At 34.3% G+C, this 25679-nt stretch carries 28 protein-coding genes and 1 pseudogene; 18 read left to right on the top strand and 11 right to left on the bottom strand.

The features are described 5' to 3' along the window. Positions 1–107: 107 nt before the first annotated feature. Genes LIS78_RS28990 through LIS78_RS28980 form a run of 3 tightly spaced genes read right to left on the bottom strand, consistent with a single transcriptional unit; the run spans position 108 to position 2245 of the window. On the bottom strand, positions 108–803 hold the full coding sequence (locus tag LIS78_RS28990; RefSeq protein WP_209152130.1) for a hypothetical protein: 696 nt from the start codon (positions 801–803) through the stop codon (positions 108–110). Further along, complete coding sequence (locus tag LIS78_RS28985) at positions 800–1915, bottom strand: FtsK/SpoIIIE domain-containing protein (protein ID WP_245210748.1); 1116 nt, start codon at positions 1913–1915, stop codon at positions 800–802. Before LIS78_RS28985 ends, LIS78_RS28990 begins: the two co-directional genes overlap by 4 nt. A 30-nt stretch (positions 1916–1945) precedes the next feature. Then, the gene (locus tag LIS78_RS28980) at positions 1946–2245 is read right to left on the bottom strand and encodes a hypothetical protein (protein WP_209152128.1); all 300 of its coding nucleotides are present in this window, start codon (positions 2243–2245) and stop codon (positions 1946–1948) included. 906 nt (positions 2246–3151) lie between these two features. On the opposite strand from LIS78_RS28980, the gene LIS78_RS28975 reads away from it, so the two are divergent. Further along, positions 3152–3928 (top strand): DUF4046 domain-containing protein, encoded by a 777-nt coding sequence (locus tag LIS78_RS28975; protein ID WP_209152104.1) that lies wholly within the window; start codon positions 3152–3154, stop codon positions 3926–3928. A gap of 89 nt (positions 3929–4017) precedes the next feature. Here LIS78_RS28975 and LIS78_RS28970 read toward each other — a convergent pair whose 3' ends face one another. Continuing rightward, positions 4018–4236, bottom strand: coding sequence for a YczF family membrane protein (locus tag LIS78_RS28970; RefSeq protein ID WP_252285555.1), 219 nt, complete (start codon positions 4234–4236; stop codon positions 4018–4020). A gap of 132 nt (positions 4237–4368) precedes the next feature. Between LIS78_RS28970 and LIS78_RS28965 the strand changes: the two genes are divergently transcribed. From LIS78_RS28965 to LIS78_RS28950, 4 genes are all read left to right on the top strand, one after another. After that, a complete protein-coding gene (locus LIS78_RS28965; protein ID WP_252285517.1) occupies positions 4369–5991 on the top strand; it encodes a spore germination protein in 1623 nt (540 codons plus the stop codon). After that, positions 5981–7207, top strand: coding sequence for a Ger(x)C family spore germination protein (locus LIS78_RS28960; protein ID WP_252285516.1), 1227 nt, complete (start codon positions 5981–5983; stop codon positions 7205–7207). The genes LIS78_RS28965 and LIS78_RS28960 overlap by 11 nt, the downstream gene beginning before the upstream one ends. 21 nt (positions 7208–7228) lie before the next feature. Continuing rightward, positions 7229–8341: a GerAB/ArcD/ProY family transporter gene (locus LIS78_RS28955; RefSeq protein ID WP_209152101.1), complete on the top strand. Its 1113-nt coding sequence runs from the start codon at positions 7229–7231 to the stop codon at positions 8339–8341. Between the two features lie 212 nt (positions 8342–8553). Beyond that, complete coding sequence (locus LIS78_RS28950; protein WP_209152100.1) at positions 8554–9654, top strand: GerAB/ArcD/ProY family transporter; 1101 nt, start codon at positions 8554–8556, stop codon at positions 9652–9654. A gap of 804 nt (positions 9655–10458) precedes the next feature. On the opposite strand, the gene LIS78_RS28945 is transcribed toward LIS78_RS28950, so the two are convergent. Then, a complete protein-coding gene (locus tag LIS78_RS28945; protein ID WP_209152099.1) occupies positions 10459–10668 on the bottom strand; it encodes a cold-shock protein in 210 nt (69 codons plus the stop codon). 458 nt (positions 10669–11126) lie between these two features. On the opposite strand from LIS78_RS28945, the gene LIS78_RS28940 reads away from it, so the two are divergent. The 4 genes from LIS78_RS28940 to LIS78_RS28925 all read left to right on the top strand — a co-directional run bounded on the left by LIS78_RS28940 (position 11127) and on the right by LIS78_RS28925 (position 14263). Further along, positions 11127–11642 carry a DinB family protein gene (locus LIS78_RS28940; protein ID WP_252285515.1) on the top strand — a complete coding sequence of 172 codons (516 nt, stop codon included), beginning with the start codon at positions 11127–11129 and terminating at the stop codon, positions 11640–11642. A 335-nt stretch (positions 11643–11977) separates the two neighbouring features. Next, positions 11978–12385 (top strand): GNAT family N-acetyltransferase, encoded by a 408-nt coding sequence (locus LIS78_RS28935; RefSeq protein WP_098240106.1) that lies wholly within the window; start codon positions 11978–11980, stop codon positions 12383–12385. Positions 12386–13035: 650 nt separating this feature from the next. Further along, positions 13036–13431, top strand: coding sequence for a hypothetical protein (locus tag LIS78_RS28930; RefSeq protein ID WP_252285514.1), 396 nt, complete (start codon positions 13036–13038; stop codon positions 13429–13431). Positions 13432–13579: 148 nt separating this feature from the next. Next, complete coding sequence (locus tag LIS78_RS28925) at positions 13580–14263, top strand: DUF3885 domain-containing protein (protein WP_434092394.1); 684 nt, start codon at positions 13580–13582, stop codon at positions 14261–14263. 128 nt (positions 14264–14391) lie between these two features. On the opposite strand, the gene LIS78_RS28920 is transcribed toward LIS78_RS28925, so the two are convergent. The 4 genes from LIS78_RS28920 to LIS78_RS28905 form a co-directional block, all read right to left on the bottom strand. Beyond that, complete coding sequence (locus LIS78_RS28920; protein ID WP_053487901.1) at positions 14392–14610, bottom strand: hypothetical protein; 219 nt, start codon at positions 14608–14610, stop codon at positions 14392–14394. Between the two features lie 108 nt (positions 14611–14718). Next, positions 14719–14973 (bottom strand): hypothetical protein, encoded by a 255-nt coding sequence (locus tag LIS78_RS28915; RefSeq protein ID WP_252285512.1) that lies wholly within the window; start codon positions 14971–14973, stop codon positions 14719–14721. A gap of 385 nt (positions 14974–15358) precedes the next feature. Next, a complete protein-coding gene (locus tag LIS78_RS28910) occupies positions 15359–17185 on the bottom strand; it encodes an alpha/beta fold hydrolase (RefSeq protein ID WP_209152196.1) in 1827 nt (608 codons plus the stop codon). A gap of 59 nt (positions 17186–17244) precedes the next feature. Next, positions 17245–17829 carry a TetR/AcrR family transcriptional regulator gene (locus LIS78_RS28905; RefSeq protein WP_245210755.1) on the bottom strand — a complete coding sequence of 195 codons (585 nt, stop codon included), beginning with the start codon at positions 17827–17829 and terminating at the stop codon, positions 17245–17247. Between the two features lie 605 nt (positions 17830–18434). Here LIS78_RS28905 and LIS78_RS28900 point away from each other — a divergent pair. From LIS78_RS28900 to psiE, 6 genes and pseudogenes are all read left to right on the top strand, one after another. Next, positions 18435–18584: pseudogene (locus LIS78_RS28900) on the top strand (IS6 family transposase); the annotation flags it as partial. A 143-nt stretch (positions 18585–18727) separates the two neighbouring features. Continuing rightward, on the top strand, positions 18728–19096 hold the full coding sequence (locus tag LIS78_RS28895) for a hypothetical protein (protein WP_209152198.1): 369 nt from the start codon (positions 18728–18730) through the stop codon (positions 19094–19096). Positions 19097–19880: 784 nt separating this feature from the next. Continuing rightward, positions 19881–20720, top strand: a complete 840-nt coding sequence (locus tag LIS78_RS28890) for an MBL fold metallo-hydrolase (protein WP_252285511.1) — start codon at positions 19881–19883, stop codon at positions 20718–20720. A gap of 398 nt (positions 20721–21118) precedes the next feature. Next, entirely contained in the window at positions 21119–21544 is a 426-nt protein-coding gene (locus tag LIS78_RS28885; protein ID WP_252285510.1) for a hypothetical protein, read from the top strand. Positions 21545–21616: 72 nt separating this feature from the next. Further along, on the top strand, positions 21617–21886 hold the full coding sequence (locus LIS78_RS28880; RefSeq protein WP_252285509.1) for a hypothetical protein: 270 nt from the start codon (positions 21617–21619) through the stop codon (positions 21884–21886). A gap of 411 nt (positions 21887–22297) precedes the next feature. Further along, the gene (psiE, locus tag LIS78_RS28875; protein ID WP_016764251.1) at positions 22298–22717 is read left to right on the top strand and encodes a phosphate-starvation-inducible protein PsiE; all 420 of its coding nucleotides are present in this window, start codon (positions 22298–22300) and stop codon (positions 22715–22717) included. A 189-nt stretch (positions 22718–22906) separates the two neighbouring features. Here the strand turns inward: psiE and LIS78_RS28870 are convergent, their stop codons facing one another. Beyond that, positions 22907–23644: an MBL fold metallo-hydrolase gene (locus LIS78_RS28870; protein WP_061860444.1), complete on the bottom strand. Its 738-nt coding sequence runs from the start codon at positions 23642–23644 to the stop codon at positions 22907–22909. Positions 23645–23976: 332 nt separating this feature from the next. On the opposite strand from LIS78_RS28870, the gene LIS78_RS28865 reads away from it, so the two are divergent. From LIS78_RS28865 to LIS78_RS28855, 3 genes are read left to right on the top strand one after another with little or no spacing between them, the layout of a single operon-like run. Beyond that, entirely contained in the window at positions 23977–24402 is a 426-nt protein-coding gene (locus LIS78_RS28865) for an SRPBCC family protein (RefSeq protein ID WP_252285508.1), read from the top strand. After that, positions 24399–24848, top strand: a complete 450-nt coding sequence (locus LIS78_RS28860) for an EVE domain-containing protein (RefSeq protein ID WP_207372666.1) — start codon at positions 24399–24401, stop codon at positions 24846–24848. Before LIS78_RS28865 ends, LIS78_RS28860 begins: the two co-directional genes overlap by 4 nt. Beyond that, positions 24826–25263, top strand: a complete 438-nt coding sequence (locus tag LIS78_RS28855; RefSeq protein ID WP_182528275.1) for a MarR family winged helix-turn-helix transcriptional regulator — start codon at positions 24826–24828, stop codon at positions 25261–25263. Before LIS78_RS28860 ends, LIS78_RS28855 begins: the two co-directional genes overlap by 23 nt. Before the next feature lie 119 nt (positions 25264–25382). On the opposite strand, the gene LIS78_RS28850 is transcribed toward LIS78_RS28855, so the two are convergent. After that, positions 25383–25658, bottom strand: coding sequence for a DUF5316 family protein (locus LIS78_RS28850; RefSeq protein WP_098287831.1), 276 nt, complete (start codon positions 25656–25658; stop codon positions 25383–25385). Between the last annotated feature and the right edge of the window lie 21 nt (positions 25659–25679).

The raw sequence follows: 25679 nt of genomic DNA, 5'->3' as shown, positions 1-25679 counted from the left end.
TTTGCGCATATTTTTATATGTGTCTTTTTCTTTCTCCTATCTGATTTCTTATTCCATTTGCTCAAAATTAGATAGGAGCTCTTTTTGTAGGCTGAATTTTTAGCACTCTAGGTTAAGTTGATTCTAATTCCACCAGAAGAGGACTGTGTTATCGGTTTTGCTTCCCTATGTTGTTTAGTAGAACTCTTATATTTCTCCATAAGTTCATGAATACTTGCTACTTGAATAATCCGTATATGCTCTGAAGACACTGCATACCGAACAGGCGTAATCAGAATAACCGAAGGGAAGATAGGTGATCGACTTTCTGGTTGCCAGTGCAAGTCATTCCACTCATCCGAAAAGAAAAACTCCTCATAGAGGGTGACCTTCGCCTGCATCTTCTGCTCCGAATACTGATTTCTCTGAATTTCAATCCAAAACGGAGATCCTTTAAAGATACAAAAGAGATCGGGTTCAATGCCTCCTTTTCGTCCTGTGGGCTTATCTTCGACAATAACCTGTTTAGGGGCACTATACGTACACATTTGTTTATAGATATCTAGAATTGAAAGGAAATGTAATATTTTTTGAGAGTTCTTTTTAATCTTCGCATCCACAGGTAAATATACCGTCGGAGAATACTGCTGAGTGCGTTCAATCAGCCCTAACCGATATAAACGTATCATGACACTATTACAGGCATTAATAGGCGATTTGAGCTGTTTAAAAAACAGTTCCACTAATGAGTCTCGATCTACAGCCCGAAACTGATTGATAAACCCAATGATGTCTTTATCACGCTGAGATAACCGAAAGCTCATCGCTGTTCCTCCTTCTCTAATAATCCAAAGATAGGCTGTGATACGACCTCCAGTTGAGGTTCAGAATTTTTTACCCGTGTTTTATAAGGAGAAAGCATTTCCTTACACGCTTCTTCATCTAAAAAATACGCTTGAAACTCTTTCACCTCATCAATTTTAATTTTCATACGCCCCCTGGCTGCAGCATCAATTTCTTCTGCTCCTAGCACTCCTGCAACCTTTGCATTCGTGGCATCGGCTTGCCGACCCGAAATCCTCACACGTAAGTTCGCCTTTAATGCTGAATTTAATAAGTCCGCGTCAGGACGCTGCATCGCAATAATGGTATGAACGCCTAACGCACGGCCTTGGCTGGCGAACTGTTGAATCATCTCTACAAGGTCCGTTTCTCTCTTCACGATACTCATTTCATCTACAACTACAACAATACGAGGTAGCTTAAAGGGAAGTCGACTAATGTGTGTGACGCCATGCTCTAACAGTAAATCACCCCGTCGATACATTTCGGCTCGTAACAAGGCAAAAGGTTTTCGCATGTCTTTCGCTTCAAAACAAAGCGCATCCACATGCTCAATCCCATGAAACAGCCCTAAATCAGCTCGCTTGAGATCGACTAATACTAATCGCAGATCATCGGGCGACGTATATTTCACCCATGTTGTGAGGATAACGCGCATGAGACTGCTCTTTCCAGCGCCAATTTCCCCAGATATCAATAAGGTTTCTAAATCAGCAAAATCCCATAAAACGGGGTTACCATAGATATCTTGACCAATGCATACTGGGAGCTCCATTTTTTCAATATGAGAATGTATGGCTTCATAATTGTAGTTAAGCATCTTAGGCAGGCTTTTGTGATGAACGGTGAGGCTAAAATTCTTAAGGCTGCCGTTTATTTCGATGTTGCTGCCTAATACTTGCCGTAATGCCCACCTTTTTTTCGTTAAAAGCTCAGGATCAATCCCATTTAGTAAGGAAAAGACGTACCGAGTGTACGTATAATGGTTATCGATTTGATGAATTTTCGGAAACAGATATGAGGTACGGTCTCCACGTTTAACTATCCGGTAAATCTCTGCCGTACGAAACGCTTTAATCAACTGGCCACGCAATTTTAGTTTCTCAAACATCTAAAACCCTCCTCAAAACATAAATGTCGCAAAGAAGTAAAATAAGGCGCTATAGAAGGTGACAGGCAAGATAAAGCGCATTACTTTCGCAAACTGATCCACAAGATCAATGACACCCCATCGCTCTAATATTCGTTCGATAATAGCAATTCCTAAGACAATGCTTCCTAGGGTCAAAATAGTGGGGTCAAACATGGCAAGTGGACTAAATGGGACAAAGGAATAAGCTCTGAAGGGACGAGGTCTCGTGAGAGATGATTGGAGGGCTAAAGGAAAGATCTTTTGAAAAAGAAACCTTTGTGCTTTTCTCATGTTGGTACCTTCTTTCATTCTTTTAATTTTTTGCTTTTGATGTATGAATTATTTCAGCTCAACGCATTCGGTCGCCCCCTTCGCCTCTTCGGCTCAGCTCCCTTACAGGTTTCACGAGAGGCTTCACTACACGTCCAAAGCTTGTATTAACGCGGTAGCGATACTGAACTAGCTACTAATTAAATAATGAAGTTAAGATTCTTTAGATACTATGTAGCTACTGCAGTAAGCTTGCCTGTCCATTCGAAAAATAAAAAAGAACCCTTACTGAAGTAGGTAAGGGGTAGGTGGTGATGTAAGGTGTTATCGTTATTTATGAGCTGGAGTTGTCCTATTTACTAAAAACCAAGTTTGACCATATGAATAATATGTGTTATAAATAAAAATAAAAAATCTGAAAAGTCCGTAAAAGTATACTTTTATGAACTATATATTTTGTGTTATTGTTAAATTTATACAAATAATCCCACTTTAAATATGGGTTTAAATACTATATCCATAATTGCATAAAAAAACCTATTCCCTGGTGCTGTGATGTGGGAATAGGCTCAATGAGTTAAGATGACATTTCGAAAAATCTCCAATTAACATGCCTTTTTTATTTTACAACAAATCAAAGTAGAAAGCGATTACATTTTTTGTTTTAAACACAAAAAATTCGCAGCCTAGAAAGGATGGCGGACTCATTGGAGTTTGGTTTCAAGAACCAATATGCACGAGTATATTATTTTTCCTTTATCAATTCCCTCATCCCTATTTACATAATAAAAAGAAAAGCTCCTGATAAATAATCAGGAGCTTTTCTTTTTATTATGTATCTTATCAGATTCAACTCCATTTGTATATAAATCCCATTATTATACATAATAATAAACAAATATACTTTCTCAAAAGGGGCTTTCGATAGTGAATAGAGAACAAGTCATTGATATTTATCAAGATGTTCTAGAAAAGAAAAGAAAACGTTTTCCTAATTATTTCTTTGTAGGTAATGAAGGGAAAAGATATATGCGCTATATGACATGCTATCTACTTGAGCAACGATTATCGATTCCTATTCACGAGATTCCTCTGAAGGTAAAGGCAGGCACTTTATGGTCTCATCGTCTTAAACCACCTGCTTTGCTTTATAGATGGAATTATTATGAAGTCATTGATAATGCTTATCCAGGAAGATTTAAACCATGGCAGTTCCAACAAGTTCCTGATAAATATTGGGATGGAGAAGAAGGAAAAAAACGAGCTATTGAGGCAGTAAAGTATGTAATAGAGGAAGTACTAAATATCCCTCTTAAAGAGATTCCTATTGAGATTAATATTCACTTTTTTTATCAACATAGCCTAGGAGGTGTCTTTTCCCTTTTCGGCCAATCCCCTTTTCAAGTGGTAGATGCTGTTTATCCCGGTGTCTTTAAGCCTTGGCAATTTGCTCATGTTCCCATGAATTGTTGGAAAAATGAAGAATACGTTCGGGAGGCAATGGTCGATTTTTTATTCAAACAGCTTCATTTCTCTTCTTATGAGGAGGCTTTTCTCAAATTAAAAGGAAGTCATTTCACCGATTTTCAGTTAACTGGTCTCTTTCAAATGGCGTTTGCTTCCAGAATGAACAACGTGAAGGAGTGGATAAAAAAACAACTAACGAATATAGACAATGAATTATCTTATGTGGATCTTGATTAATAAAAGAACCAATTGAAACGAATAGCCTGAACTATATTCCTATTATTTTTATTTCCTATTTTAAAAAATAGCGATTTATAAGTATGTAGTTACTTGCTTTGATTTTTCTTCTTCATAAAAAGATATAAAGATTCAGCAAAAAAAAGAAGAAAAAAGAGCACAAATAATTCGGCCACCTCTATTATCCGAAAAGGACTCACGGCGTTGTACAACGCCTGAGAAATATCAAACCCTTGAAAAATATCGATACCTAAAGAAAAGCCCATTAAGCATCCCATCATTAATAGGCTAATTCCTATGATTTTTATATGGATCACGCTCTATTTAATAGGTTCTTCCCTTTCTTCTATGACGATACATAAATAACATTTGTTAATCTTTACATAAAAACCCCTTATATGGTTAAAGTAATAAAAAATAAAAGAAGGGTGCCTAAATCTATGCCTTCGTTTTTTAAAGATCGCAAACAAAAAAAGAATCGCCAACAGGCTCACGAAAATCGAAGCACTGATTTTCCAATAGAACAGATACAAGTTTCATTATCGAGCAACCTTAATATGATTAAGCAGAAAACGGGAAATAGTTCAGATGTCGTTATTCGCCAGATAAAAATGGGGGAGAATAACGACGTGAAAACAGCCATTGTCTACGTAGATGGAATTGTAGATAATCAGTCGATTCAAGAGTATCTACTGCAATCTATGATGAAGGATGATCATAAAGAAGAAATAAATCAGCACAATGCGCTAGACCTGCTTTCTGAAGATATGATGACAATTGGAAACATCTCTTTCATCACTAACTTGGATGATTTGTTTGCATCTTTAATGGCAGGAGATACTCTTATTTTAATAGACGGAGTAGACCGAGCACTGAGTGCTAGTACCAAAGGTGGAGAAAAACGTTCTATTTCGGAATCCACTACTCAAATGGTAGTGCGAGGGCCAAAAGGAGCATTTACCGAGTCTCTTGGGACCAATACAGCGATGGTACGCCGCATCATTAAGACTCCCGATTTATGGATGGAGTCTTTAAAAGTTGGACGTGTAACAAAGACAGATGTGACGCTTATGTACATACATGGCATTGCCAATGATAAAGTCGTTAAAGAAATTCGTCAGCGATTACATGGAATTGATATCGATAGCATTTTGGAATCAGGTTATATTGAACAACTAATAGAAGATCAAACAGCTACCCCTTTTCCAACTATGTACAACACGGAAAGACCTGACGTTGTAGCCGGGAACCTGTTAGAGGGGCGGATTGCTATATTTGTGGATGGAACTCCTTTTGTACTGATTGCGCCAGCTGTGTTTATGCAATTTTTCCAATCGGCTGAAGATTATTATGCCCGGTTCGACATTGCAACCTCTATTCGTCTTTTACGTATTTTTATGTTTATGATTTCTCTCATTGCGCCTGCTACCTATGTCGCTGTTACAACCTTTCACCAGGAAATGGTGCCAACCACCCTTATTGTAGCCATTGCCGCCCAAAGGGAAGCTGTTCCCTTTCCAGCTTTTGTGGAAGCTCTTCTCATGGAACTAACCTTTGAAATCTTACGAGAAGCAGGGATACGCTTACCCAAAGCTATTGGTTCAGCCGTATCCATTGTCGGGGCCCTTGTAATTGGCCAAGCAGCTGTTCAAGCAAGTATTGTGTCACCAGCAATGGTTATCATTGTATCGATCACAGCCATTGCCAGTTTTGCCACACCTTCCTTTGACATGGCGATTTCAGCTCGCTTAATTCGTTTTTTGTTTATGATTGGTGCAGCAACATTTGGTTTCTACGGCATCATTTTGTGTCTTTTAATGATGATTGTCCATCTATGCAGCTTACGTTCATTTGGAGTACCCTATATGGCCCCATTTGCTCCCTTCATCCCCGTAAACAATGGAGATACCGTTGTAAGATTACCGTGGTGGACGCTGAGACAAAGACCGCGATTAATCACTGCTAACACGGTTCGAGAAGGGGCAAATCAACACCCACACCCTCCTGCGTCTCGTGGTATGATCAATCGCGATTTTGAAGAAGGTGACAACAATGAAGCGTAAAGGTTTTTTTCTTTTGTTAATGATACTCATTACAGTCTTGCTCTCGAGTTGTTGGAGTAAAAAAGAGTTAACCGACCTTGCCATCGTGGCAGCTATGGGCGTGGATAAAACAAAAGATGGCAGATATCACTTAACGCTCCAAATTATTAATCCAGGGAATGTGGCAGGAGGTATGGTAGGCGGAGGCGGTACCCAGAGCCCTCCTATTACCATTTACTCGGCTTCAGGAGACAATCTAGTCGAAGCAAGTAGACGGGCTTCGGGCAGAATTTCTCGAAGATTGTATTATGCTCATGCAAACTTGGTCGTGGTTGGGGAAAAGTTGGCCAAAGAAGAAGGAATTAATACATTAATGGATGCGTTTGATCGAGATCCAGAATTTCGAAATACTTCCACCCTTGTGATTGCCAACCATTCGTCCGCAGCTGACCTTGTGAAAACGTTAACACCAGTTGACAAGATTCCAGCGAATAAAGTGCTAAAAACCTTAGAATTTACGGAAAGAAAATGGGGAGAGAATGTAAAAACATCGCTCCAAGACGTGATGAAGAGCCTTGAATCTCCTGGAAGAGAAACCGTCGTCTCAGGATTTCGGCTAGTTGGGAATCCCCAGCAAGCACAAAAACTAGATAACCTTCAGGAAAGTGCACCCGAAGCAACACTTGGAGCTTCCGGAATTGCTGTCTTAAAACAGGGGAAATTGGTGGATTGGCTGTATGGAGAACCAGCAAGAGGAACGGTATGGATTCTCGACAAAATCCAAGGAACGGATATTAATATTGATTGGGAAGGGAAAAAAGAAGCGATTGCCTATCAAACTGTACGACAAAAAACAAGTGTGTCTGCACAAGTGAAGAATGCTCAACCTCATATTTCTGTTCACACGCGTGTTGAAGGAGATCTCGGTGAAATGGAGGTACCTGTTGATATCACCAATCCAAAGGTCATTACAAAAATCGAACAATCCGTGAGAAAAGAAATTAGAAAAGAGCTAAAGACAGCTATTGAACGTGCGCAAAAAAATAAAACGGATATTTTAGGATTTGGCGAAGTAGTTCATCGTACTAGACCAAATCAATTTAAGAAATTAAAAAAGGAATGGAACGATGTGTACTTTCCGAAGTTAGATGTAGATATTACAGTGGAAGCCTATGTACGTCGCGCTGGCTTACGAAATAAATCGTTTCTTTCAGGGATAAAAGAGAATCAAAAGTAAGGAAAAGGAGGTGCCAGGTAAATGGAGAAAGCAAAAATTAGTGCCAGTCAGCTCTTTATTTTAATGGTCCTGTTTGAACTGGGTAGTGCTTTATTGGTGCCTCTTGCGATAGATGCAAAACAAGACGCTTGGCTTGCGATTCTGCTTGGAATGGTATTCAGTTTCGTTCTATTATTAGTCTATCATAGGCTTTATACCTATTATCCCAACCTCTTGCTTACAGAATATATGCAAAGGATTCTAGGGAAAGTACTTGGAACCGCACTAGCCTTTGTTTATATTCTTTATTTTATGTACGATGCTTCAAGGGTTCTACGCGATTTCGGTGAGGTGCTGTTAACTTTTGCCTATCCTGACACACCTTTATTCATCGCGAATGCATTATTAATGCTTGTCATTATTTATACCATTAGAAAAGGAATTGAGGTCATAGCTCGATCAGGAGAACTGCTTTTTATTTTTATGTATGTCCTTGCGGTTGCTGGTTTTATCTTAATTGTATCTTCTGGATTAATCGAGATTAAAAATTTACAGCCTATTTTGGAAGAAGGCTTATTCCCTGTCCTAAAAGTGGTATTTACTCAAACTTTGTATTTTCCATTTACAGAAGTCATTGTATTTACGATGATCTTACCCTATTTAGACAATCCCAAGAAAGCAAAGGTAACTATGTTATGCGCAACTGGATTAAGTGGAATCAATTTAATTATTACCATGCTCATTAATGTCTGTGTACTGGGTGTTGATTTAACTGCACGTTCACAATACCCACTCCTTAGCACAATTGAGAGCATCCAAGTAGCTAATTTTTTAGAACGTCTTGATGTATTTTTTATGCTTGCCTTAATCATCACTATCTTCTTTAAAATCTGTGTATTATTTTACGCAGCTGTCGTAGGAACTGCTAGTTTATTTAAGGTTAAATCACCTTCACGGTTATCATATCCTTTGGGGTTAATCATTCTCTTTTTATCTATTACCATTGCGAGTAATCTTCAAGAGCATAACCATGAAGGACTCAAAGTCGCAATGTTTGTTATACATATCCCTCTTCTTGGAATTGTTCCTCCTTTTCTTCTTCTTGTAGCTTTCTTTAAAAATAGGAAGAAGCAGAGGGATAACACATTTAACTAACTAATTTTCAAATGTAATATTGTCATTCTCGTTAAATTGCCTAATGAAAGCTTCATCCATAGAAAGAATGCTTTTAGCCTAGAACTAACCTTAAATTAAATCTAACATCTACTACATAATATTCAAAGAATTTCAAGTGACGAAAAGGTTAAAGAACCATTCAAAAAAAGCAGAAAATCGCTTTAATAAAATCGAAAAGGAGGACCGATTGAATGGAAAAAGCCAAAATTAGTGCCAGTCAGCTTTTTATCTTAATGGTTTTGTTTGAGCTGGGTACTACTTTATTGTTACCTATTGCCATGGACGCAAAACAGGACTCTTGGCTTGCAATTCTGCTTGGAACGGTATTCAGTTTTGTTCTGTTTCTAATCTATCATAAACTTTACTCGTACTATCCAGATCTTTTACCTACAGAGTACATGCAAAAAATCTTAGGTAAAGCAGTAGGAAGCGTACTGGCCTTTCTTTATATCTTTTATTTTATCTATAATGTAGCAAGGGTTCTACGTGATATCGGCGAGATGCTGTTAACCTTTGCCTATCCCGATACCCCTTTGTTTATTGCGAATGCTTTATTGATTCTTGTTATTATTTATACGGTTCGCAAAGGTATCGAAGTAATAGCCCGATCAGGAGAAATCTTTTTTATACTCATGTATATCCTAGCCATCACTGGCTTTATTCTGATTGTATGTTCGGGGTTAATCGATATTACGAACTTACAACCAGTACTTGAAGAAGGGATATTCCCACCCTTGAAAGTTGTTTTTACTCAAATCTTGTATTTTCCTTTTAGCGAAGCGATTGTGTTTACTATGATTTTACCGTATTTAAAAAATCCAAAGAAGGCAAAAGTGACCATGTTATGCGCATCAGGATTAGCCGGCATTAACTTGACTATTACCATGCTTATTAACATTAGTGTACTTGGGGTTGATTTGACTGAACGTTCCCAGTTCCCTCTTCTTAGTACCATACAAAGCATCCAAGTAGCTGACTTTTTAGAACGGCTTGATGTGTTTTTTATGATTGCTTTAGTTACCGGTGGTTTCTTTAAAATAAGCGTGTTACTTTATGCGGCTGTCATAGGAACGGCCAACTTATTTAAGATTAAATCATCTTCACAACTGTCGTATCCTATAGGACTCATCATTCTATTTATGTCTCTGACTATCTCTAGTAATTTCCAGGAACACCTCTCTGAAGGATTGGGGATAGAAATGTTTGTTTTGTATATTCCCTTCTCTGCGATTATTCCTCCTCTGCTTCTTCTTGTTGCGTTCTTGAAAAATAGAAAGAAACAGAGAGGATAACAGGTTCATTTGCCTGATTTTTCTGACGATGAAACAACTCTTACAATCCGTTGAATCCTTCTAAGTTAGTGCTTATCAATGTGATTTTAAACTATGTGAGGTGATTTTTCTGTATACTTGGTTTTATGATCATTTTATCAATACAATTCTATTTCCCCTTACTTGCATAGGGATGGTAGCTATCATGTTGAGTGCATATGCGTACTTTAAATTAAAAAAATAAATAATTAACAGTTTCAGGGCTTATTGATTTCTAATGGATCTTTCTCCTTTAAAACTTGATTATTTATATAAAATATAGTTATCACTTATATTAATGACTTAAAAAAAGCTCGCTATCTAAAAAAGTCAGTCATCATAATGAATTTTATCTGCAACAACATGGTAAAATGATCTATTTCTTCTATGATAAAGCTCTTATTATTTGTGAACTTATACAAATACGAACGTTTATTTTACGAACTGTCTGTTTGTATTCATTTTTTTATATGAAAGTTTATTTTGATTTTTGTAGTGATTGTTTATCTAATAATTGCATAGAAAAAATATTATGCTCTGTGAAACCTCACAACTTCAACTCCTCTTAATAAGAGCAATCCTTCGCCTTTTTTATAGTTTTTATTGTTTCATCTCTTAACGCATATTCTTCATACATTGCCATTCTATTTACTCCTTTAACTTAAAACGTTCCTTTTATAATAGTATGCGACCTATTTTAGACTAATGGTCAAAACAGCTTTATAAAGTACAAATAAGGCAACGGAGTAACCTGTTGCCTTTTAAGTAACAGATGATTTTAGGATATTAGTCTAGGACCCGTACACGTACTGCTTCTAGCCCCTTTTGACCTGTTTCTACTTCAAAAGAAACCTTTTGGCCTTCTCTCAGATCTGCATAACCATTCCCTTCAATAGAGCGATAAGAAACAAAAAGCTCAGTTTCATCTTCTGTTGTAATAAAACCATATCCTTTATTAAAATTGTACGACTTGATTGTTCCATTTTTTCTTCCCATATAATCTTCCCCCCTAAATTATTAGTCTTTTTATATTGTATAATATTTGTAACATATTAAGGGAATTAGTGGGGAAATAGGCTTGTGTCTTTATTATTAAATATGGTTTTCTAATCTATAAAATTAACATAAATTCATTCTTCTTAAATCACCACTCGTAAAAGCATACAAATACGAACATTTTTTTGCGAACTATCTGTTTGTGTACTTTTTTTATGAAGTGTAAAGGTAATTAATAGATATGGAAATTATGCTCGTTCATAATAGAAAAAAAGCGCAAACTCGTTGTTACTGAACGGGTTTGCGCTTTTATTACTTCCGCGAACGAGTTTTATGTTAACACGAAATCTCTTCAGAACAAGGTCTGGGAGGATTTCTATAGAATTCTAAATAGATAGATTGACTACCGATACCTAATGTTATGTCAATAATGAATAGTGAAACAGGAGGAGTCCGAAATGAAACATCAAACATTATCACTATATGATTATCACGTATGGGCAAATCAAAGAGTTTTTGAGTGCTTAAAAGAACTACCACAAGACATTTACCACAAGGAGATTCAAAGTGTTTTTTCTTCCATCTCAGAGGTGTTGGCGCATATTTACGCTACCGATAACACGTGGTTGGGTGTCATGTCTGGCGACAGTTTTGATGAAATCATAAAACTAGGAAAACAACTGAGGGAGAAAACAAAAGGAAAAAGTATTAAGGAAATGGAGACGATGTTTTTTTACTTATCCGAGCGATTTAAAGCATTTTTCGATCGTCAAGGGAATCTAGATCAAGCAATTTTCCCAGAACATCCTAATTTTGGCCGGTTGGAATCTAACCTTTTCGAATTGGTGCAGCATGTTGTCAATCATGGAACGTATCATCGTGGGAATATAACAGCTATGTTGCGACAGTTAGGATATCCTGGTGTTATGACTGATTATGTTGTTTATTTGTATGCAATGAAGACGAAAAGGTAGCTTTTCCCCTGCTAACTACAGATAATTTTGCTGGTTCTGGTGAAAAGCTCGAGTATTTTCAAAAATCGCATGTTAACACAAGGTAAATAACGAACAATAAAGATGTATTATCATCAAAAATGTTCAATAAAAAGACCTTAATACGAATAATACAAACAAATTTATTGTATATTATTCAGATTTTTTTCTCGCTTGATCTTTTTGCACCAAAACCGGCTGTAATAGTAGTACTCATTCTCTAAATGTTGCTCAATTAAAGGGAAGAATTTGTGGAAGAAGATATATAGAATAGAGATTTTAATGGGGAAATTCAAAAAAAACAGGAAGTGCTATATATGGAAAACAGTATACGTTATATAAGTGATCACCCTGAAAATTTTAAGCAATTACTGATCTTATACGAATCTTTAGGATGGAATTCACTTGGATTAACAGTTAATGATTTAAAACAAATGTGCAATCAAAGTTGGTATGCAATATATGCTTTTGATAAACAACAATTGGTGGGTATGGGACGTGTGATATCGGATGGCGTGGTTACTGGAATTATCTGCGGAGTCGGTGTGCTACCAAAATATCAATCTAAGGGTATCGGCAAAGAAATGTTGAACCGAATCATTCAACATTGTGAGCAAAATCGAGTTATTCCTCAACTTATGTGTGTAGAAAATTTGGAATCCTATTATGAATCTTTAGGATTTAAGAAATACTCAATTGGAATGACAAGAAATATAAAACGATAAATGCTTATGCCAATCTTGAACTTCACTTAGTTAATATATAAAAAGTTGTTTCTCTAAAACTCAATTTAACATTTTCAAACTATCATAGGCTTTAATTTTAATAATCATTAACTGGTATCGAGATTCCGCAATCGGGCGCTTTAATTGAATAAGCAACAAAGGGATCTTCGATCGGAGGTTATTTTTTCATATCGATAATCAGCTTTATGGTAACTAAAAATGTATGCCCTTTTAGACTATCTATATTGAACAAACCTTAATATTAGCAAAATAAAAAGCCACCTAGTGTAGTAGGACAGGTGGCTTTTTATTGAATAAAACTATAAGATCCATGTGCAGATACAGAATAACATATGTTTGTAAAGATAGTATTTCAGAGAGGTTACAGCATATGTATAAAAGTTGCGCTTTTTATACATCGATTTTACATCCACCCATCCGAGGAGTGCTGTTATATCAAGGATGTATAAAAAGCTGCATATTAAAGGAATCGTAACCTCCTTAGAACCCAAATCCTACAAGGGTTCTTTTTTTGGTTGTGTTCCGGAAAGAGGTATTATGTAAACTGAATTTGTATACTTTATACACTGAGTATCAAAGTGAAACTGATATAATAAATAGAACTTATAACATACATGGGAGAATTAAATATGGATTCTAAACAGTTATTTTTAAGAGAACTACATAGTATCATTAAGGAATATGCAGAAGTCGGGGACCAATTGAAACAACCAGATAAACAATTATCCTGGGAGGAATTTGATCTAACTGAAGATGAAATAAGTGCTTTAAATTCTCAAAAGTTTACTGACGAAAGTATTAGTGCAATAGAAAAAATCGTAAGAGATAACATTATGGGTGCTTTTCATAGTGCTTTTTGTTTACTAGATGGGGTAAGTGATCCTGTATTAGAGAACGAAGAAGATATATGGGTTGGTTTAAAGTTAGAAGAAAAACAAGATGACGATGAAGATGAAGAATTTTTACATGATGAACTGTATAGTTCATATTGGGATTGGCACGACTTAAATAATAAAGACAAATAGAGCAATAATAAAATTCTTTAAGAAATACTATAAGGTAATGAGAAGAGGAGCACTTAATGTGCTCCTTTTGGTTCCTGTAACTGTGATTATGGTAACTAGATATTTATATGGCATACAAAGAATTCACTTAGAAAAATGTTAAAATAAAATCAAAAACCACGGAGAAAAATATATAAACCATGATATTCTACATTCATTTTTAGAAAAGCATTTTGAAAGACTAATTTTGAGCCCTTCCTTATTTTATTCTTGGAAGAATAGTATTCGATTTGAAATATCAAATCCTTTAATACCTTATTACAAAAAGGAACATTTAGAGCAAGCATTTTATCGTTCAATCAGATTATTTGAAGCAGTATTTGGAGAAGAAGATGAGATTCTTCTTGTTACAGATGTACACTCTATAAAAAAAGATATCTTCCTCCAAAAAAGGCCTTTAAACGTATATTTAAAATACATAAAAAATAAAGAAAAGCTATACCAATTAAGTCATCATCTTTTACCCAGTGTATTTGATGAGGCAGATGATCAATCCGTCACTCATCGATTTACACTTTCTTGTAAGAAACCAGAACTAAAATATGTACAACTCTTAAAAGCTATTTGTTATGAAGACTTTGCTCATCCATCTAGCATACTTAAAAACAACCCACAAAGTGGTTATGATATTTATTTTGTTAATCTTTCTAAAGAAATCATTTTTCATTTGTATGATGATCGAGGTTGTGATGTATTAGCCTCTAACAAAAAATCTATAAAGTTTCTTTATGAAGAATATAATCATTGGATTTTAGATTATGACCGAGAAGAAATTGACCTTTTATTTAAATAAACACATTATCGGTAGTCTAAAGATTGTGCTCTTTAGACTACCGATAATGTGTTTTATGTTAACTAGTTCTTTATATCGTATATATTATAAGAATGAAAAAAGAGCTATAGTTAGCTCTTTTTTCATTCTTACTTAATAGCTCCATTAAGGTTATCTTCTGCTTTTTTCATAGGCTTATATACAAATACGTGTAAGGATAGCCCTATAACTGCGATGATATTTAAAATAATGCTCATAATTGGTAATGTCCATTCAAAGAACGTAGGTAAATGTCCATTCATACTTATGGTAGAAGAACTAACTCCTATTATTAAAATGGAAATTAGTAAGGGTAAATTTTTTATCAATGTAAATCCTCCTATACATTTTCACTATTTATATTACCATAAAAAGAAAAAAATGTATTTCTGTTAGATTTTCCGATAGTTACATTATGTAAATAACAGCTGCATCCTTTATAGACCTGATATTCCAAATGCAATAGCAATAAATAAAAAGATTACAATTGCTATTGTAATAACAGTTAGTACAATCTTTTTCCATATATTTTTAGGACTAAAAAAAGCAAAAATTAATGTCAAAGCTAATCCAATCAATAACCATGTGTTGATAGCTGTTGATGAGTAATTATTATTTGTAGGAACTACGAAATAAAAGCCAAAAGTCAAGATTAAAAAAGCAAATGAAATTTTACCAAAATGTTTTCTCAATGTGTGATTCCTCGCTTGCTTAATAGTTTGTATGGTTTTTAAATAACTATTCTTAACGATCCTGATGTTACCAGAAAATACATATTTGAACAAGGAGTTCATAACTACCTCTAATACGTTTTTTGTTGAGTAAATCATAAAGTACTTCATAAAAATAATTAGTTTAATCATTTACACTAACTGACGACAAATAGATCATTGTTCTTCATTTAACAACCTGTTTATGCTTTTTTCAAACTTTGCAACAGAACCAGTTTAACCATCATCGTGTTCATGGAACTTTAGGTTATTTAAGTCCAGTTGAGTTCAGAAAACGAGCCCTTAAAAAAGCAGTCTGAATTTGTGTTAACAATCCACACCTCCATCAATACTATCAAAAGAACCTTTATACTGTTACAGCTTGAGAAATCCATTGAGCAGTTAGTTCAGGAGATTCAACAGGAAACTGATGACCGTACTGAATACGTGTAATATCCAAGTGTTCAAACTGCTTTGGGACATGATGATCTTTGTCCAAAGCTCCCCATAGTATCTTAATTTTCCTCTTATCCCATGTCTCGGGATTTAACTGAATGGATTTTGATATAGTTAAGCAAGACATGACCGTAGCGTTAGTTTTGCGTATACGGGGGGATTTTAAATCACGGACCATAGAATGAGCGTAATTACTCAATAACTGACTGGATGTTCTGAAGCTATTGGCTTGAAGTAGCTCTTTTTCCAAACGGGCAGGCTCCATATATTTTAGAACGAAACTTGTAATACGTCGAAATCTATATTTAGGTTGGATAGGATGCAGTACTGGCTGCAATAAAATGAGTTGTTTGATCAGTGAGGGCAGCCGTTCCATCACTTGAGCCGCAATCAATCCGCCAAATGAATGCCCCACTAATATAACGGGTCTGTTCAACTCAGTGATCATAGTGGAAATGCTCTCTACATAGCCTTCTAGCACAGAAGGATTATGGTGATAAGGGGTACGCCCAAATCCAGGTAAATCTACGAACCAAGTATTTAAACTGCTTAAAAATTGTGAGAGGGGCAAAAGGGCGTCGGCATTGCTGAACGTCCCATGAAGAAAAATAATAGGCGTTTCATTCCTATCTTTCTCTAGCGAAACTAAGTTAGCCCTTCTTCGTTGACTAAAATCTTTCTGCTCATTTTGATTCAGTCCTAAATGATTTAACCGATAATCTAAATCACTAATGATAAAAGGGAGCGTGGACGGAACTACGAATGAATTTCTGCCGTTCCTTTGTTCTATTTCTAATTTACTGTAAACAGGGAATTCCGACTTAACAAGAAAACTCATGGATTCTTTAGGAATACCAAGCATCTTACCAGCACCCATTCTAAGCACAGTTTTCAATAACGGAAGCGGTATAGTTCCTAACGGCTTTGTTGTCTGCAATTCGCGTGCCATGAGTTTGATGAAAGTTCGGATCGACGGACTCTCTTGCTTAGAATCTAAAAGATAGTAGGTATTGCTTGATAACCCTTCTGTATTAGCAAGTTTTGAAATAAACGAAGCCACATGATCAATATGAACCATTGGTAACCAATAATCGTCGCCGCCTGGAACAAGCGGCATAAGATTTCGCCTTACGGCATCGACTAAGATACTAAGGCCTCCAATCTGTTCTGTTTTCCCTGAGAAGGAGTCTCCGACGATTACACTAGGATTAACAGTAGATAAGGGAATGCTCATGTTATGAAGAGATTTTCGTATATAAGAGTCGGCTAAAAACTTCATTTTTTCATAAGGTGGTTGATTGTCCAGCAAATGATCTAGATCCAACAATGCATTTTGTTCATGATAGGGACTCATAAAGCCTGCGACATGGATAAAATGCTTTAATTCTTTTGCAGCGTGGATATCCTGTGCTAGCCGAGCAAGGGATTTTGCAGGGGCGAGAAAAGACTGCTCAGCTTCACTGAGGTTCAACTCAATATTCATTGGACCTCCTGCATGAATAATTAGATCAGTTGCAAGTAATTGCTTGTAGCTGTCATCACTTAAACCTAATCGAGGCTGCGTTAGATCACCGATAACAGGAACAATGTTGTTCTGTTGATCGGGTGCCAGTTGATTGATGATGGTAAGAAGACGATTTTTTTGACGTACAAGTGCATAAATCTGATGCTGAGAAGCTAACTCAGCGATTAAATGACGTCCAATATAACCAGTTCCGCCGGTCATGAAGATATTCATAATAAAAACACTCCTTTATTATTTTATAGTACTAACTAGTACTAATATATCTAAAAATATTACTTTAGCATGGAAGCTAAAGTAGGAAATAAATTTTTGATCATATCTTGGTTGTTAGAAGCTTGAGCCAAGAAGAGAGCACCCTCAATAGAGGAGACAATCAACATAGCTATTTGTTTAACGGGCAGCTCTTCCTTTAGTTCTTGTCGTGCAATCCCTTCGGCTAAAATCAATTCAACACCATGCAGCTGTTTTTCAAAAAAACTCTTGATTCTATCTCTAATTTCAACCGCGTCAATAGGCGTCTGTGTATACAGAGTCAGGAAAGGACAACCGCCAAGGTAGTTATTTTGTTCAATAGTATCGCTTAAAATGTGGAGTACCGCTTCTAATTTCTCCTGAACGGTGAGCTCAGTTTGAGACACAATATAATTAATTCGCTGCTCGTAATGTGCTATCAACTGATTAACAATAGCGAGCAGCAGCTCCTCCTTGCTCTTAAAATAATAATAAATGTTCGTTTTTGAAACTTTGCTACGTGCGACTATGTCGTCCATGCTTGTTGCCAGAAAACCTTTAGTAAGAAACAATGTAAAAGCGGATTGCAGAGCAATATCTTTATTACTAAGTGTATTTTTTTTCATATTAGTACTATACAGTACTACAAATGGAGAGTCAAGGGAATGATTGATGAAATGCATACAAATATAAAAATCACTATGGAGGTATCAATACTCCTAAAGAATTCCCCATAGAAGTACGAGCCTGGATAAATACCCAATCCGAATATATTGTGACCGAACTAAAAATTAGGGGCTTCCAGTCAAGTGTCACTTTAGGAAATAGATTTGATATTTCAATTTTCCGGTTAACAGACATAACCGGAAAACCATTATTCAGAGTACAAAGGTCATCGCCAGCATTTTAGAAAAACCCCACGCTAAGCAAAGAATAAAATAAGTCAGCTCATTTACATAATTATCGTTATCAGCAGCTTATTTTACCTAAAATAACGTTTTACAAAAAATTGCACTGCTCAAAATTGTATAAAAATCTATATATAATGCTTCGTCGTTAAGTTGAACACAAAAAGTTCTATCAGATCTAAACAGCTAATCTTTTTGTCTATCCTGACAAGATAATCAAACCACTTTTACGGGTTCTGGTGCAAAAACTTCAGGGGAATTACAAGTAATCTCTAAGTCTTGGACATACTAATACTATTACTCTAAAAGGGTGTGTGATCGGTATGGAAAAGAAAAATTTATTTAAATGGAAACACTATCAGCCTGATATTATCTTATTAACGGTAAGATGGTACCTACGGTACAATCTAAATTTTCGTGATTTGGTGGAAATGATGGCGGAACGGGGCATAATCGTTGCTCATACAACATTATGTTAACTAACTTTGTATATCGTATACATAAGATAATTGAAGAGTATTAAAGTATATGGGAAAATAATTGAAGAATTTTTGCTTTTTTATATTGTACAAAAGGATCTACTTAAATAGATAGTTTTCAACCAAGGAGGAAACAAATGCGAGATTGTCCTGAAGAATTAGATTTTATTTCATTATTTGAATGTATTCCACTTAAAAAGGATCAAAATGAGGTTTTTTGGTACGATGAGTCCACTTTTATTTTTACTACTCAAACAAACAGGTTTGAAGTGAAAATCTCACCATTCTATAATTCTTTCTCACTTTCAGTAACGGATTTAGAAGATGACGAAATCTTTTATTACGGTCTAGAATCTGTTACAAAGATTGAGATTGTAAACGATAATAAAGAAAGCAAAGCAATTCGGTTATTTATAGATCAAGGAATTGATCGTTTTATAATGACTATGGATATAGTATTTAGACCCAAATTTAAAGTTATGCTAAAAGAAGTGTTGGATTCTTAGAACATCCATTATGGTAACTAGATCTGTATACTATATCCAAATTTTTCTTTTTAGTAAAATAACGGTGATATAATTATAGAAAGATCTACGCAGGGAGTAAAAATATGATTAATCCAAAAGAAAAGCAAAGTTCAAAATTTAGCATAGTGTTTAAATCCTACGAACAGTTTTTGAAAAAGATTTTAAATATGTTCTTTACTAGATGATGTTTCAAACAAAAAGGCTTTTAAGGAATAAGATTCTTAAAAGCCTTTTTGTTTCCTAAAATGGTGATTATGTTAACTATCTCCGTATATGATATTCATAGTGATTAGAAGTTATATTATTGATAAAATGGTATAAAATCCAACGTTGAGGTATTCTACATGTATTTATTTGAACATGAACAAAAAAGAAAAAAGGTAATTCATAACTCATACTTGTCCGTTTTTATTCTTTCTTTATTGCTAAGTTTGTACTTTTTCTTCACAGATTACGGATTAGGAACGCAATTTATTATAAGAGGGACAATCTCTGCATTGTTTTATGTTGCTGTTTTTTACTTTGCTATGAAAAACAAAAGATGGGCTTTATTCTTGGTTAAAGTTAATGTATTAATGCTAATCATTATGTTAGTTGCGTCTATTGTAGGTTTAATATTTGGTCGTTAGGAGTGCCTATAAGGTACATTATGTGAACTAAATAGGTATGTCTTATGCAACTTAAAAACAGATTCACTTTTGTTTGTTAACAATAATTTCCTTAGTTATAATATATGGAAATCACAAAAAAGGTGGATATTTATATGAAATTATCAGTACTTGTAGATAATAATACATTGATTGATCGCTACTTCTTAGGAGAGCCAGCACTTTCATTCTTTATTGAGGAAGACGATAAACGAATTTTATTTGATACTGGCTATTCCGATGCTTTTATAAGAAATGCAGAGAAGATGAGAATTGATTTAAGGAACTTAGATTGGGTAGCCTTATCACATGGACATGTCGATCATACTTGGGGACTTACACATTTAATTAGCCTACATATGGAAGCAAAAAGTGAGGCTTTAACTCATTATACCCCTACCATCATTGGTCATCCGTTAGTTTTTGAAAGCAAATTACTTGATTCAGTAAGCGAGATAGGGAGTGTCTTATCTTACAATAAATTAAGCAAACATTTCCCTATTAACTTATCTAAGCAACCATTTTGGCTGACTGATAAATTAGTGTTTTTGGGTGAAATTAAAAGAAAATTTAATTTTGAGGGCAAAGAATCTATTGGAAAGGTAAACACTGAAAAAGAAGAATTTGATGATTTTATTTTTGATGATACTGCGTTAGTTTATAAATCACTAGAAGGGTTAGTTATTATGGTAGGTTGTGCTCATTCGGGGATATGTAACATTATCGAGTATGCAAAAGAGGTATGTAGTGAAGAAAGAATAGTAGATGTTATAGGGGGATTTCATTTATTGAATCCATCAGACTTTCAGCTAGAGAATACCGTAAAATATATAGAAGAACTTGGTCCTAATAAGCTACACGCCTCTCATTGTACGGATCTACATTCTAAGATAGCTCTCTCTCGAGTTGCTGATATAGAAGAAGTTGGGGTAGGTTTACGACTAGAATATGTTTAAGTAATTTATATGGGTTCCTGGAATACGTTTTATGTTAACTTTAGAAAGGTCAATTGTGGTAAAATATAATAATAAAGTAACTTATTAGGAGTGTTTCTTGAATAAAAGGGCCGCGGGTTGCTTATTCATATTCTTGGCAGCCTTATTTATATGTACAAAGTTTATTAGTGTAGCAATTTATTCTTCCAGTGAAGCATCTTGGAGTTCAGGTACGTTTAAAGACCAATTGTATGAAATAGGCACGACCTTAAATATTTTAAGTATAGTATCTTTAGTCATTGGTATTGTTTATTTATATTTTGCGGAACGTAATAAGCAATAAACATAAAAGATCTTATTCATACTAATAAGGTCTTTTTAATTATGTAGCCTATAAATTCTATAAAAAAGGAGTTTTTATGAAATATAAATCTATTATTTTACTTTTCTTATGCACTGTAGTTCTTCTAATATCATGCCAACAAAAGCAAGAGAATATTAAAGATATTTCTGTGAAAAAGATTTCTTCTTTCAATACGGAAGATTGGAAAATAAATATCGTACCTAAGAAAGATCACAATAAATGGGTATATGATGTGAAAGCTACTTACTTAAAAAATAAGAGCATTGACGTAACAATAAAACCATACTCAGATAACTCTAAGTATGGATACAAAGGTTATTTAAAAGAACCTATAGTTATTCCTGGAGATTACGAATCTGAAGCGTCTGTTTATTCTAAAGAAAACAATAAGGTAAAAATAAAGTTAGAATGGACTGAAGAGAAAGAGAATGAATTGAAACAAGCAGAGGCTGAATATGAACTGGTACCAAGAACAAAGTAAAGACGTTTTATGTTAACTGATAGATAAATAAATGTGATCTTTAACCATATATTTAATTCTTGGAGGAATAAATTGAAAAAACGTTTTAGTCTATACTCATTGTGGTTATCAATACTTGGGATTTTTATTGGGTTGGGACAATATTTCACATCGATATATAGCTCAAATATTCTTTATGTAGGAGTCGTTATTTATCTTGCAGGCTTTACATGTGGAGTACTAGCTTTCGGAAAAAATGAAAAAGGGCTAATGAAATATTTTAGTTTGGCCTCTTTTGTTATAATTCCATTACTTATCACGTTAGGTATGCTACTTTTTGCAATGAACTTTGGTGAAAATTAAAAAGAGCACACATAGAATGCTTGCATCTTAAAAAATATTTACATAAAAAAAGAAACCTTTGCCCATACAGGCAAAGGTTTTTCAAATTTATTGGAATAGGGGAATACGTTACTAGTCTGACCAAATTTGTAGATTTATATACATATATCTTTAAAAATGAATCTTGTAATCGACTATTATTTCACAAAATAACTTTGTTTATTTCTTATAATATGTTATGTAAATATTAAAGTATTTCATGTATTATTAAAGTTTTACTATTTACAGTTACTGACGACAAATATGGTCTTGATGTATTGCAATATATGAATCAAAATAAACATTCCAACAAACAAGTTGTAACGGCTAACGCTAAATCTAAAACGGAAGATATAATAAAGTAAAGAGTCTATGTATGTAGGAGGAATATTGATGATACAACAAAACAAAAGACCGAACTTTAAGGTTTCACACGTTCTCCGGCTTATCTTAAATACAGCATTGATTTTACTAGCTGTTACTTTATCCGTTTTGCTTGGTAAGGAAATTTTCCATTTCATTCATTTTTCTATTTTTAATCGAGGAATTGAGACTCACTACAAAATTCTTGAAAGTATCTTAGTTTTCTTTTTGTACTTTGAATTCATTGCAATGATCGTAAAATATTTTCAAGAGAATTATCACTTTCCTCTACGCTACTTTCTCTATATTGGCATTACTGCATTGATACGTCTGGTTATTGTGGAGCATGATAACCCAGTTAATACACTTTTGCACACTTGCGCTATTCTTGTGTTAACTATCAGTTACGCTATTATAAAGTTTTCGTCGAAACAAAAGGAGAAACTATAATTATGCCTTGTTAAAAATAGGATATCTTTTCATTGTGCATTTTTGTGCAGAATAACAGCACGAAGGCTTCCAAGGAGGACTATTCGCTATACATTCATATACATAAATTACTTCCGAAAAAATCACACTATGTAAACCGGCTTTGTATCTCTATATATAGAACCAGTTTACATAGGAGTTTACTTGCACTTATGCTAATTGTTCATTCAATATTTTTAAAATATGTGGCCTTGGGTCTTCTCTAAAAACTCCTCCATGGTAGCAAATTACTGTGTCGATGTCGTAATCTAAGAATTTTTTTAAAGATTCTGTAGCTGTTTTTATATCAAGAGTAGTCTGTTTAACTGGTCCATGAAGTTGATTATTGATTTTCACCATAGCATCCCCAGCAACTAGTGTTTTTGATTGTTTCAAATATAAGCTAATATGACCTGGAGAATGTCCAGGAGTATAGATAACTTCAATTCCTCCACAGTAAGGAAGTTCTTGTTTATTTTCTAATAATCCATCTACCTTAACTTTTGGAGAGTTGTCATATAAATGTTTAACCTCTTTTGGAAGAGAAGCTAATTCTTCTTTACTCATACGACTAGTATCTGTTTTTATGAGTGGTAAAACCCCTTCAATATAGGGTTTATCATTTTCATGGGCATATACTGTAATCTGGTTATTCAATTCGTCTAAGAGTTGAGGACCACTTCCTATATGGTCAATATCCTGGTGTGTTAAAATAATTGCCTTTAGAGTTTCAAAAGGAACACCAATTTTAGACATAGATTCTTTTATTTTATTTAACTGTCCCGGTACTCCAGTATCAATTAAGATAGACATCTTGTTATCCCAAACTAACGTAGGATTTAATACAATTTGCTTACCAAGAGCTTCGATTTTTAATTCTATGACTTCTACTCCACTAGCTACCTTCAAATTTCTACCCCATTTCTTTTATATAAGTACCTACCCTATTTTGTATTTTAATGAAAAAAGAATTGAATACTATACTGGAAAAAAATACAAAAATGTGGTATTATAAAGATAAGATTAAGATAATTTTTTAATAAATATAAGTTTTAAATAGATATTTTGAAGAAGAACATGAAAAAACCTGTATTTAAAAATACAGGTTTTTTGCTTCTTATAATTGTGATTATGGTAACTAGATTTTTATGCAGAACAAACTTTCTGTTAAATATTGACACAAATAGTAAGTGCACGTATTATTAATGATACGTGCACTTACTATTTTAGGAGGTCTTATTATGTGGAACTACGAACATGCTATTTTTACTACTTCTAGCCCTACATCTATTTGGAATTTGTATCAAGATATATCTAAATGGTCAAAGTGGGATGATGAAATTATAGAAGCTCATTTAGAGCGCCCCTTTGCAACGGGAAGTGTTGGAACTCTAACAGTTCTCAATCAAAAACCTAGTATCTTTACTCTTAAAGAAGTGAAAGAAAATCAAAGCTTTACAAGTGTTATGGCAATAGATGAACTAAATATACAAATTGCTTTTTATCATTACATAAACAAGACCGATTCCCAAACTAAAATTACACATGGTGTTAGCATTTCAGGCCCTCATGCTAAGGAAATAGGGGATCAGATAGGACCTTTGTTAACAAAAAATATCCCTCATTCTATGGATAGACTTGTTAAATTGGCAGGTGAAAACGAATGACTAAAATACGATATTGGATAGGTGTAGTATCTGAGGATCATGTAAGAATAGGAGAGGAAAATGGCTTTGCTCAACTATGTCATGGTAAAGCATATCCTTTAAAACGAATGAAAGCAGGAGATTGGCTCGTTTATTATTCACCAAAGACATCTTATAAAAATGGCTTACCTTTACAGTCTTTTACTGCTATTGGTAAAGTTAAATCGGGTGAGGTTTATCTTTACGAAATGAATCCAAACTTTATACCGAATAGAATAGATGTAGAGTTTAAAGAATGCCAATCTGCTAGTTATTTAGAAATTAAACCTTTATTAAATTTTGCCCGTATGACCCCAAATGTAGGACTACTCTTTAGAAGAGGGCATTTTGAGATAGAACGGGAAGACTTTTTAATAATTGCTAAAGCTATGGGGGTAAAACTGCATGAAATGGGTTTCCAAATTTAATAATCCAGAAGATAGCTCAGGATTTCTATTATGGCAAGTAACACATGCATGGCAAAGACTCATAACAAAAGAACTGAGTAAGATAAATGTTACTCATTCACAATTTGTGTTACTAGCAGCATGTGATTTTCTACAGACTAAAGGAGAAAACGTGACTCAAAAAAAACTTGCTGACTTTACAAAGTTAAATATTATGATGATTTCTGATGTAGTACGTACTATTGAAACAAAAGGGCTTTTAGAGAGAAGTAAGAACCCCTTAGATAAGCGAGAAATTTTATTATCTATAACTGCAGAAGGAAAAAATAAGGTTAAACAAGGGATTCCAATTGTAGAAAAAGTAGATGAACAGTTTTTTAATAATATTAAAGATACTCAGGACGACTTTAATGAGATGTTACATTCTTTATTATAACTAAGTTGGTTTCTAGAATAGCTCATACTACTTCCTATAAATGGTTTTATGTTAACAAAAGTAGGAAGAGCTAATAAAAAACAGCCCTCCCCATTCAAATAGGATAGTGCTGTTTTTTATTAGTTTATTATATAGATCAATACTGCTATTAAGTTAGGAATAGCAATTGAAATAAACTTTTTTGAATCCTCTATACGACTTTTATGGCTTTTCCCATTGGAAGTTGATAACCGGTTGTTACCTAAAGTATAAATTAAGAAATCTACAGAAAGCACTATAGATACTAATCCTATAGCTCCACATAAATAATAAACAAAACTCCAAATTCCTGAAAAATAAGAAATAGCTAGTACGATAAGTAGTGCAATTATTCCCGTTATAAGTCCTTTTTTCATTTGATAATCCCTCTTTTTTAA

The organism is Priestia megaterium (genome assembly GCF_023824195.1).
Taxonomy (GTDB): domain Bacteria; phylum Bacillota; class Bacilli; order Bacillales; family Bacillaceae_H; genus Priestia; species Priestia megaterium_D.
This window is presented reverse-complemented; position numbering and strand designations above follow the sequence as displayed.

Coding starts and splice junctions, on each gene's coding strand:
- LIS78_RS28990 (WP_209152130.1), bottom strand. CDS start 803: ATGAGCTTTCGGTTATCTCAGCGTGATAAAGACATCATTGGGTTTATC.
- LIS78_RS28980 (WP_209152128.1), bottom strand. CDS start 2,245: ATGAGAAAAGCACAAAGGTTTCTTTTTCAAAAGATCTTTCCTTTAGCC.
- LIS78_RS28965 (WP_252285517.1), top strand. CDS start 4,369: ATGCCTTCGTTTTTTAAAGATCGCAAACAAAAAAAGAATCGCCAACAG.
- LIS78_RS28960 (WP_252285516.1), top strand. CDS start 5,981: ATGAAGCGTAAAGGTTTTTTTCTTTTGTTAATGATACTCATTACAGTC.
- LIS78_RS28955 (WP_209152101.1), top strand. CDS start 7,229: ATGGAGAAAGCAAAAATTAGTGCCAGTCAGCTCTTTATTTTAATGGTC.
- LIS78_RS28950 (WP_209152100.1), top strand. CDS start 8,554: ATGGAAAAAGCCAAAATTAGTGCCAGTCAGCTTTTTATCTTAATGGTT.
- LIS78_RS28945 (WP_209152099.1), bottom strand. CDS start 10,668: ATGGGAAGAAAAAATGGAACAATCAAGTCGTACAATTTTAATAAAGGA.
- LIS78_RS28940 (WP_252285515.1), top strand. CDS start 11,127: ATGAAACATCAAACATTATCACTATATGATTATCACGTATGGGCAAAT.
- LIS78_RS28935 (WP_098240106.1), top strand. CDS start 11,978: ATGGAAAACAGTATACGTTATATAAGTGATCACCCTGAAAATTTTAAG.
- LIS78_RS28930 (WP_252285514.1), top strand. CDS start 13,036: ATGGATTCTAAACAGTTATTTTTAAGAGAACTACATAGTATCATTAAG.
- LIS78_RS28910 (WP_209152196.1), bottom strand. CDS start 17,185: ATGAATATCTTCATGACCGGCGGAACTGGTTATATTGGACGTCATTTA.
- LIS78_RS28905 (WP_245210755.1), bottom strand. CDS start 17,829: ATGAAAAAAAATACACTTAGTAATAAAGATATTGCTCTGCAATCCGCT.
- LIS78_RS28895 (WP_209152198.1), top strand. CDS start 18,728: ATGCGAGATTGTCCTGAAGAATTAGATTTTATTTCATTATTTGAATGT.
- LIS78_RS28890 (WP_252285511.1), top strand. CDS start 19,881: ATGAAATTATCAGTACTTGTAGATAATAATACATTGATTGATCGCTAC.
- LIS78_RS28885 (WP_252285510.1), top strand. CDS start 21,119: ATGAAATATAAATCTATTATTTTACTTTTCTTATGCACTGTAGTTCTT.
- psiE (WP_016764251.1), top strand. CDS start 22,298: ATGATACAACAAAACAAAAGACCGAACTTTAAGGTTTCACACGTTCTC.
- LIS78_RS28865 (WP_252285508.1), top strand. CDS start 23,977: ATGTGGAACTACGAACATGCTATTTTTACTACTTCTAGCCCTACATCT.
- LIS78_RS28860 (WP_207372666.1), top strand. CDS start 24,399: ATGACTAAAATACGATATTGGATAGGTGTAGTATCTGAGGATCATGTA.
- LIS78_RS28855 (WP_182528275.1), top strand. CDS start 24,826: ATGAAATGGGTTTCCAAATTTAATAATCCAGAAGATAGCTCAGGATTT.
- LIS78_RS28850 (WP_098287831.1), bottom strand. CDS start 25,658: ATGAAAAAAGGACTTATAACGGGAATAATTGCACTACTTATCGTACTA.